A 6,615-nucleotide genomic window follows, 5' to 3' on the forward strand; every position below is an offset into this window, starting at 1 on the left:
CTCTCCCCCCCCAGGACGGAGCCAGGCGCCGCCGGACTCTCTCCTCCGGCGGCGTTCTCGTTTTCCGGGCTGGCGATCTTGAGCGCGCCGATCGCCGGGGACAGGAGGCGGCGCGATGAATGCTCCCCACAAGACCGTCGTGCTCGGCGAAGATCTGCAGGCCCGCCTGCTGGCGCGGTTGGAGACGGCCGACCCGGCGCTCGCCGCCTTCGCCGTCCAGGCCGCCGAGGATGTGGCTCCGGCCGAACTGCCCGACTTCTCCCTGGACGACCTGGCCGCCAACCTGGCCGACTTCTGGCGTTTCGGCGACAGCCGGCCCGGGGCTGCGCCGCTCATGCGGATCGTCCGGGCCTGTCGCGACGACGCTACCGAGTGCGAGCTGGACCGGCTGGAGGTGGTGCAGGACGACGCCCCCTTTCTGGTGGACAGCGTCATGGGCGAGATCGCCGAGCAGGGCTTCCAGGTCCGCGCCATGTTCCACCCCGTGGTGGAGGTGCGCCGGGACGCTGAGGGCCGGCGCGGCGCCGATGGAGAGCTGCGCCGGGAATCCCTGATCGAGGTCTATATCGACCGGGTGGGCGCCGACCGCGAGGCGCAGCTGCTCGACGGCGTCGCGGCCGCTCTGGCCGACGCAAGGGCGGCGGTGGCCGACTTCCCGGCCATGCTCGATCTGATGTCGCGCACCCTGTCGGAGCTGGAGGCCCTGGCCCCGGCCCATCCGCGCCGGGAGGAAGAGGCCGCCTTCCTGCGCTGGCTGCACCAGGAGAACTTCGTCTTCCTGGGCGCGCGCGTCTATGAGTATCCGAGGCTTGAGGGCGGCGACTACGCCGCCGAGGAGCCCCTGTTCCAGCCCTCCGACGGCCTGGGCGTGCTGCGCGATCCCGAACGCCGGGTGCTGCGCCGGACCAACGAGCCGGCGGTCCTCACCGCCCAGCTCGCCCGGCGGCTGGAGGACGAAAGCGGCGTCACCGTGGCCAAGTCCAACCTGCGCTCCCGCGTCCATCGGCGGGGCTACATGGACTATGTGGGCGTGCGTCGCTACGGCCCTGACGGCAAGCCCTCGGGCGAGGTGCGGTTCGTGGGCCTGTTCACCGCCGAGGCCTATGACCAGCCCGTGGGCGCGGTCCCGCTGCTGCGGGCCAAGGCGGTCGCCGCGCTCGCCCGGGCCGCCAAGGCGCCGGGCAGTCACAACGAAAAGCGCCTGCGCAACATCGTCGAGAACTATCCCCGCGACGAGCTCTTCCAGATGAGCGAGGACGAGCTCCTGGCCAATGCGCTGGGCATCCTCCATCTCACCGACCGGCCCCGGGTGGGCCTGTTCGAGCGCCGCGACCCCTTCGACCGCTTCGCCTCCCTGCTGCTGTTCGTCCCGCGTGAGCGCTATGACTCCGACCTGCGCAAGGTCGCCGGGCGGCTGCTGGCCGAGGCCTATGGCGGCCGGGTGTCGGCCTATTATCCGAGCTTCTCGGACTCGCCGCTGGCGCGGGTCCACTTCATCATCGGCTTCCAGCCGGGCGGGCACAGCGAGCCGGATCTGGCCGCGGTGGAGGCCGCCATCGCCGAGGCGGCCCGCACCTGGGGCGACCGGTTCGAGGCCGCCGTGCGCGAGCTCGATCGCCCGGCCGCAGAGACCGCCGAGCGCCTGACGCGGTACGGGGCGGCCTTCTCCGCCGGCTATCGCGACCGCTATGACGCCGCCGAGGCCCTGAGGGACATGGGGGTCATCGACGGCCTGGCGGCCGGCGAGGCCGTGCGGGTCCGGGCCTTCCGCCTGGACGGCGATGGTCCGCGCCACTTCCGCTTCAAGCTCTATCGTCCGGAGACGCCGGCCCCCCTGGCCGACGTGCTGCCGATCCTGGAGAATATGGGCCTGAAGGCCATCGTCGAGGCCGGCTTCCCGGTGCGTCCGGCCGGGTCGGGCGTGGTCTGGGTCCACGAGTTCGAACTGGACGATCCCCGGGGCGAGCACCTGATCTTCGACGAGGTGAAGTCGGCCTTCGAATCCGCCTTCGTGGCGGTCTGGTGCGGCCAAGCCGAGAATGACGGCTTCAACCGGCTGGTGCTGGAGCTGGCCATCAGCTGGCGCGAAGCGGCCCTGGTGCGGGCTCTGGCGCGCTACCGCCAGCAGAGCGGGCTTGATCCGTCGCAGCGGTCCCAGGAAGCGGCGCTCAGCCGTCATCCGGGGGTGACGCGCCTGATCCTCGACCTCTTCCGCATCCGCTTCGATCCGGCCATCCGCGCCGAACCGGCCGAGCGCCAGACCCAGGCCGATGCGGTGATGGCCGAGATCACCGAGGCCCTGCAGCAGGTGGAAAGCCTGGACGACGACCGGGTCCTGCGGCGCATGGCCCTGCTGGTCCAGGCCATCGTGCGCACCAGCTACTATCAGCAGAATGAGGACGGGGCGCCGCGGGCCTATATCAGCTTCAAGGTGGCCAGCGAGTCCCTGGCCGACCTGCCGGCCCCCAAGCCGTTCCGCGAGATCTATGTCTGGTCGCCCCAGGTTGAGGGGGTGCATCTGCGCTTCGGGCCGGTGGCTCGCGGGGGGCTGCGCTGGTCCGACCGCCGCGACGACTTCCGCACCGAGGTTCTGGGCCTGGCCAAGGCCCAGCAGGTGAAGAATGCGGTGATCGTGCCGGTGGGCGCCAAGGGGGGCTTCTATCCCAAGGCCCTGCCCGACGGCGGATCGCCCGAGGCGGTGCGGGCTGCGGCCATCGAGGCCTACAAGACCTTCCTGCGCGGCCTGCTGGACATCACCGACAACCTGACCCCGGAGGGCGAGGTGATCCGCCCCGACGCCGTGGTCGCCCACGAAGGGGATGATCCCTATCTGGTGGTGGCCGCCGACAAGGGCACGGCCACCTTCTCCGACATCGCCAACGGCCTGGCCGAATCCTACGGCTTCTGGCTGGGGGACGCCTTCGCCTCGGGCGGTTCGGCCGGCTATGACCACAAGGCCATGGGCATCACCGCCCGCGGGGCCTGGGAGGCGGTCAAACGCCACTTCCGCGAACTGGGCAAGGACATCCAGTCCGAGCCCTTCACCGTGGTGGGGGTGGGCGACATGTCCGGCGACGTGTTCGGCAACGGGATGCTGCTGTCGCGCCAGATCCGCCTGCTGGCGGCCTTCGACCACCGGCATATCTTCATCGATCCCGAGCCCGATCCGGCGGCCAGCTTCGCCGAGCGGGAGCGTCTGTTCGCCCTGCCGCGGTCGTCCTGGGACGACTATGACCGGGGCTGCATCTCGGCCGGCGGGGGGGTCTTTCCCCGCAGCCAGAAGTCCATCCCCCTGACCGACCAGATGCGGGCCATGCTCGACCTGGACGCCGAGGCCCTGACGCCGGCCGAGCTGATCAGCGCCATCCTCAAGGCCCGCGCCGAACTGCTCTATCTGGGCGGGATCGGCACCTATGTGAAAGCCAGGGCCGAGAGCCATGCCGATGTGGGCGACAAGGCCAATGACCCGGTGCGTATCGACGCCGAGGCCCTGCGCTGTCAGGTGGTGGGTGAAGGGGCCAATCTCGGCCTGACCCAGGCGGCCCGCATCGCCTTCGCCGAGCGCGGCGGGCGGGTGAACTCCGACGCCATCGACAATTCCGCCGGCGTGGACTCCTCCGACCACGAGGTGAACATCAAGATCCTCACCGGCATGGTGGAGCGGGCGGGCGAGCTGTCACGGCCCGATCGCGACGACCTGCTGCGGGCCATGGTCGATGATGTGGCCCGCCATGTGCTGGAGCACAATTACGACCAGACCCAGGCCCTCTCCCTGCTGGAAATGGATTCCGTGGGCGAACTGGAGCCCCATGCCCGCTTCATGAGCCGGCTGGAATCCCTGGGGCGGCTGGACCGGGCGGTGGAGGGCCTGCCCGACGCGGCGGGCATCGCCCAGCGCCAGGAGGCCGGCCAGGGCCTCACCCGGCCGGAACTGGCCGTGCTCATGGCCTATGGCAAGATCCAGCTCTTCCGGGAGATGGTGGAGACCGACGTCCCCGACGATCCCTGGTTCGAGCGCGTGCTGGAGGGCTATTTCCCGGCCCCCTTGCGGCAGTATGCGGAGCCCATGCGCCGCCACCGGCTGCGGCGCGAAATCATCGCCACCGTCGTGGCCAATGACGTGGTCAACCGCTGCGGCCCAAGCTTCCCCGAACGCCTGATGGCGGCGGCCGGCTGCGACGCGCGGGCCTTCTTCGTGGGCTATGAGGCCGCCCGCGCCGTGCTGGATCTGGCCCAGCTCTGGAAGGCGGCGGAGGATCTGGACAACCAGGTTCCCGCCAAGGCCCAGCTGATGCTGCTGCGCCAGCTTTCCCGCCATCAGCGGGGCCTGACCTTCTGGCTGGCCCGCCGGGCGCGGCTGGGCGGGGTCAGCGTAGCCGACCTCGTGGAGCGTTACGCCGAGCCGGCCAAGGTGCTCAAGGCGCTCAGCCCCGACGTGCTGACGCCGGTGGAGCAGGCCGAACTGGATCAGGCCGTCGAGCGGCTGACCAAGGCCGGCGCGCCGGCCGAGCTGGCCCGGGCGGTGGTGGACCTGCAGCCCCTGACCATCGCCGCCGATCTGGCCGATCTGGCCGAGGCCTCCGAATGGCCTGTCGACTGCGTGGCCAGGATCCATCACGCGGTGGCCGAGGCCTTCGGCTTCGATCGCCTGCGGGCTGCCGCCGGCGGTCATGCGGCGGGCGACAGCTTCGAGCGCGCGGCCACCCGGCGGCTGGTGGAGGACCTGATGGTCGAACAGACCACGGTGGCCAAGGCGGTCATGGCCCTGGCCCGCGCCCCCAAGGCCGGCCAGGACAAGGCCGCCGCCCGCCGGGCGGTGGAGGCCTGGGCCAAGACCGCCGCCCAGCCGGTGGAGGCCGCCCGCCGGGTCATCGGGGAGATCGAGGCGGCCCCGGGCCCCTGGACCTTCGCCAAGCTGACCATCGCCAGCGGCGCCCTGCGGGAACTGGTGCGGGCGGCGGACTGATCCTGGCCGCCCGCCCCGTCAGGGCGCGTTCCGATAGGTGGGAACCGGTTATCGGGTCGAAACGCGCCCAGGTCTCTGAGGCTCTAATGCCGGAAGACCCGCACGCCGGTGAAGGCCATGGCCAGGCCGGCGGCGTCGGCGGCGGCGATCACCTCCTCGTCCCGGATGGAGCCGCCGGGCTGGATGATCGCCGTGGCCCCGGCCTCGGCCGCCTGGATCAGGCCGTCGGCGAAGGGGAAGAAGGCGTCGGACGCGCAGGCTGATCCCTTGGCGAGCGACTCCGGCAGGCCGGCGGCTTCGGCGGCCTCGGCCGCGCGGATGGCGGCGATGCGGGCCGAGTCCTTGCGGTTCATCTGACCGGCGCCGATGCCGGCGGTCTGGCCGTCCTTGGCGTAGACGATGGCGTTGGACTTCACGTGCTTGGCCACGGTGAAGGCGAACAGCATGTCGCGCAGTTCGGCCTCGGTGGGCTGGCGCCGGGTCACAATCTTCAGGTCGGCGGCGGTGATGTGGGCGGTGTCGCGGCCCTGCACCAGGAAGCCGCCGGCCACCTGACGCCAGGTGACCCCGGCCGCCTTCGGGTCGGGCAGGCCGCCGGTGACCAGCAGGCGCAGATCCTTCTTCTTCTTGAAGATCTCGACGGCCTCGTCATCGGCCTCGGGGGCCACCACCACCTCGGTGAAGATCTTGACGATCTCGCGGGCGGCCGCGGCGTCCAGGCGCCGGTTCACCGCCACGATGCCGCCGAAGGCCGAGACGGGATCGCACTGCAGGGCGCGGCCATAGGCCTCGGCCAGGCTGGCGCCCAGGGCTACGCCGCAGGGATTGGCGTGCTTGATGATGGTCACCGCGGCGCTGGCGGCGGGGTCGAATTCGGCCGCCAGCTCGATGGCCGCGTCGGTGTCGGCGATGTTGTTGTAGGAGAGCGCCTTGCCCTGCAGCTGGGTGGCGGTGGCCACGCCCGGGCGGCTGGACCCGTCGCGATAGAAGGCCGCGGCCTGATGCGGATTTTCGCCGTAGCGCATGGTCTGGACCAGCTCGCCGGCGAAGGCGCGCCGCCGGGGCGCTTCCTCCGCAAGCTCGCGGGCGAACCACTGGGAGATGGCGGCGTCATAGGCCGCAGTGCGGGCATAGGCCCGGGCCGCCAGCCTCTTGCGCAGCGCAAGCGAGGTGGCTCCGGAGGCCGTCAGCGCGGCGATCACCTCGTCCAGATCGGCGCGTTCGGTGCAGACGGCCACATAACCGTGGTTCTTGGCCGCTGAGCGGATCATGGCCGGCCCGCCGATGTCGATATTCTCCACGCAGGCGGCGAAGTCGCCCCCGCCGGCCACGGTCTGTTCGAAAGGATAGAGGGTCACATAGACGATATCGATGGGGCCGATGCCGTGTTCGGTCATGGCCTGGGCGTGGTGGGCGGCGTCGCGCACCCCCAGAAGACCCCCGTGGACCACCGGGTGCAGGGTCTTGACCCGCCCGTCCATCATCTCGGGAAAGCCCGTCAGATCGGCCACGTCCTTCACCGCCAGGCCGGCGGCGGCGATGGCAGCCTTGGTGCCGCCGGTGGACACCAGTTCCACCCCCATCTCGGACAGTGCGCGGGCCGCCTCCACCAGGCCGGTCTTGTCGGAAACCGACAGCAGGGCGCGGAC

General features: G+C 71.1%; 2 protein-coding genes. One reads left to right on the forward strand and one right to left on the reverse strand.

What is annotated here, in order from left to right; genetic code table 11:
- Window positions 1-115 precede the first annotated feature (115 nt).
- Window positions 116-4,966, forward strand: a complete 4,851-nt coding sequence (locus V7D28_RS12710; protein WP_333587752.1) for an NAD-glutamate dehydrogenase — start codon at window positions 116-118, stop codon at window positions 4,964-4,966.
- A gap of 83 nt (window positions 4,967-5,049) precedes the next feature.
- Here the strand turns inward: V7D28_RS12710 and purH are convergent.
- On the reverse strand, window positions 5,050-6,615 hold a 1,566-nt coding region (gene purH / locus V7D28_RS12715; protein ID WP_333587753.1), incomplete at its 5' end, for a bifunctional phosphoribosylaminoimidazolecarboxamide formyltransferase/IMP cyclohydrolase.

It is taken from the genome of Phenylobacterium sp. (assembly GCF_036723115.1).
In the GTDB taxonomy this organism is placed as follows: Bacteria; Pseudomonadota; Alphaproteobacteria; order Caulobacterales; family Caulobacteraceae; genus Phenylobacterium.

What these genes read in the sequence shown, in the direction of transcription:
- V7D28_RS12710 (WP_333587752.1), top strand. Translation starts at nt 116, where the DNA reads ATGAATGCTCCCCACAAGACCGTCGTGCTCGGCGAAGATCTGCAGGCC.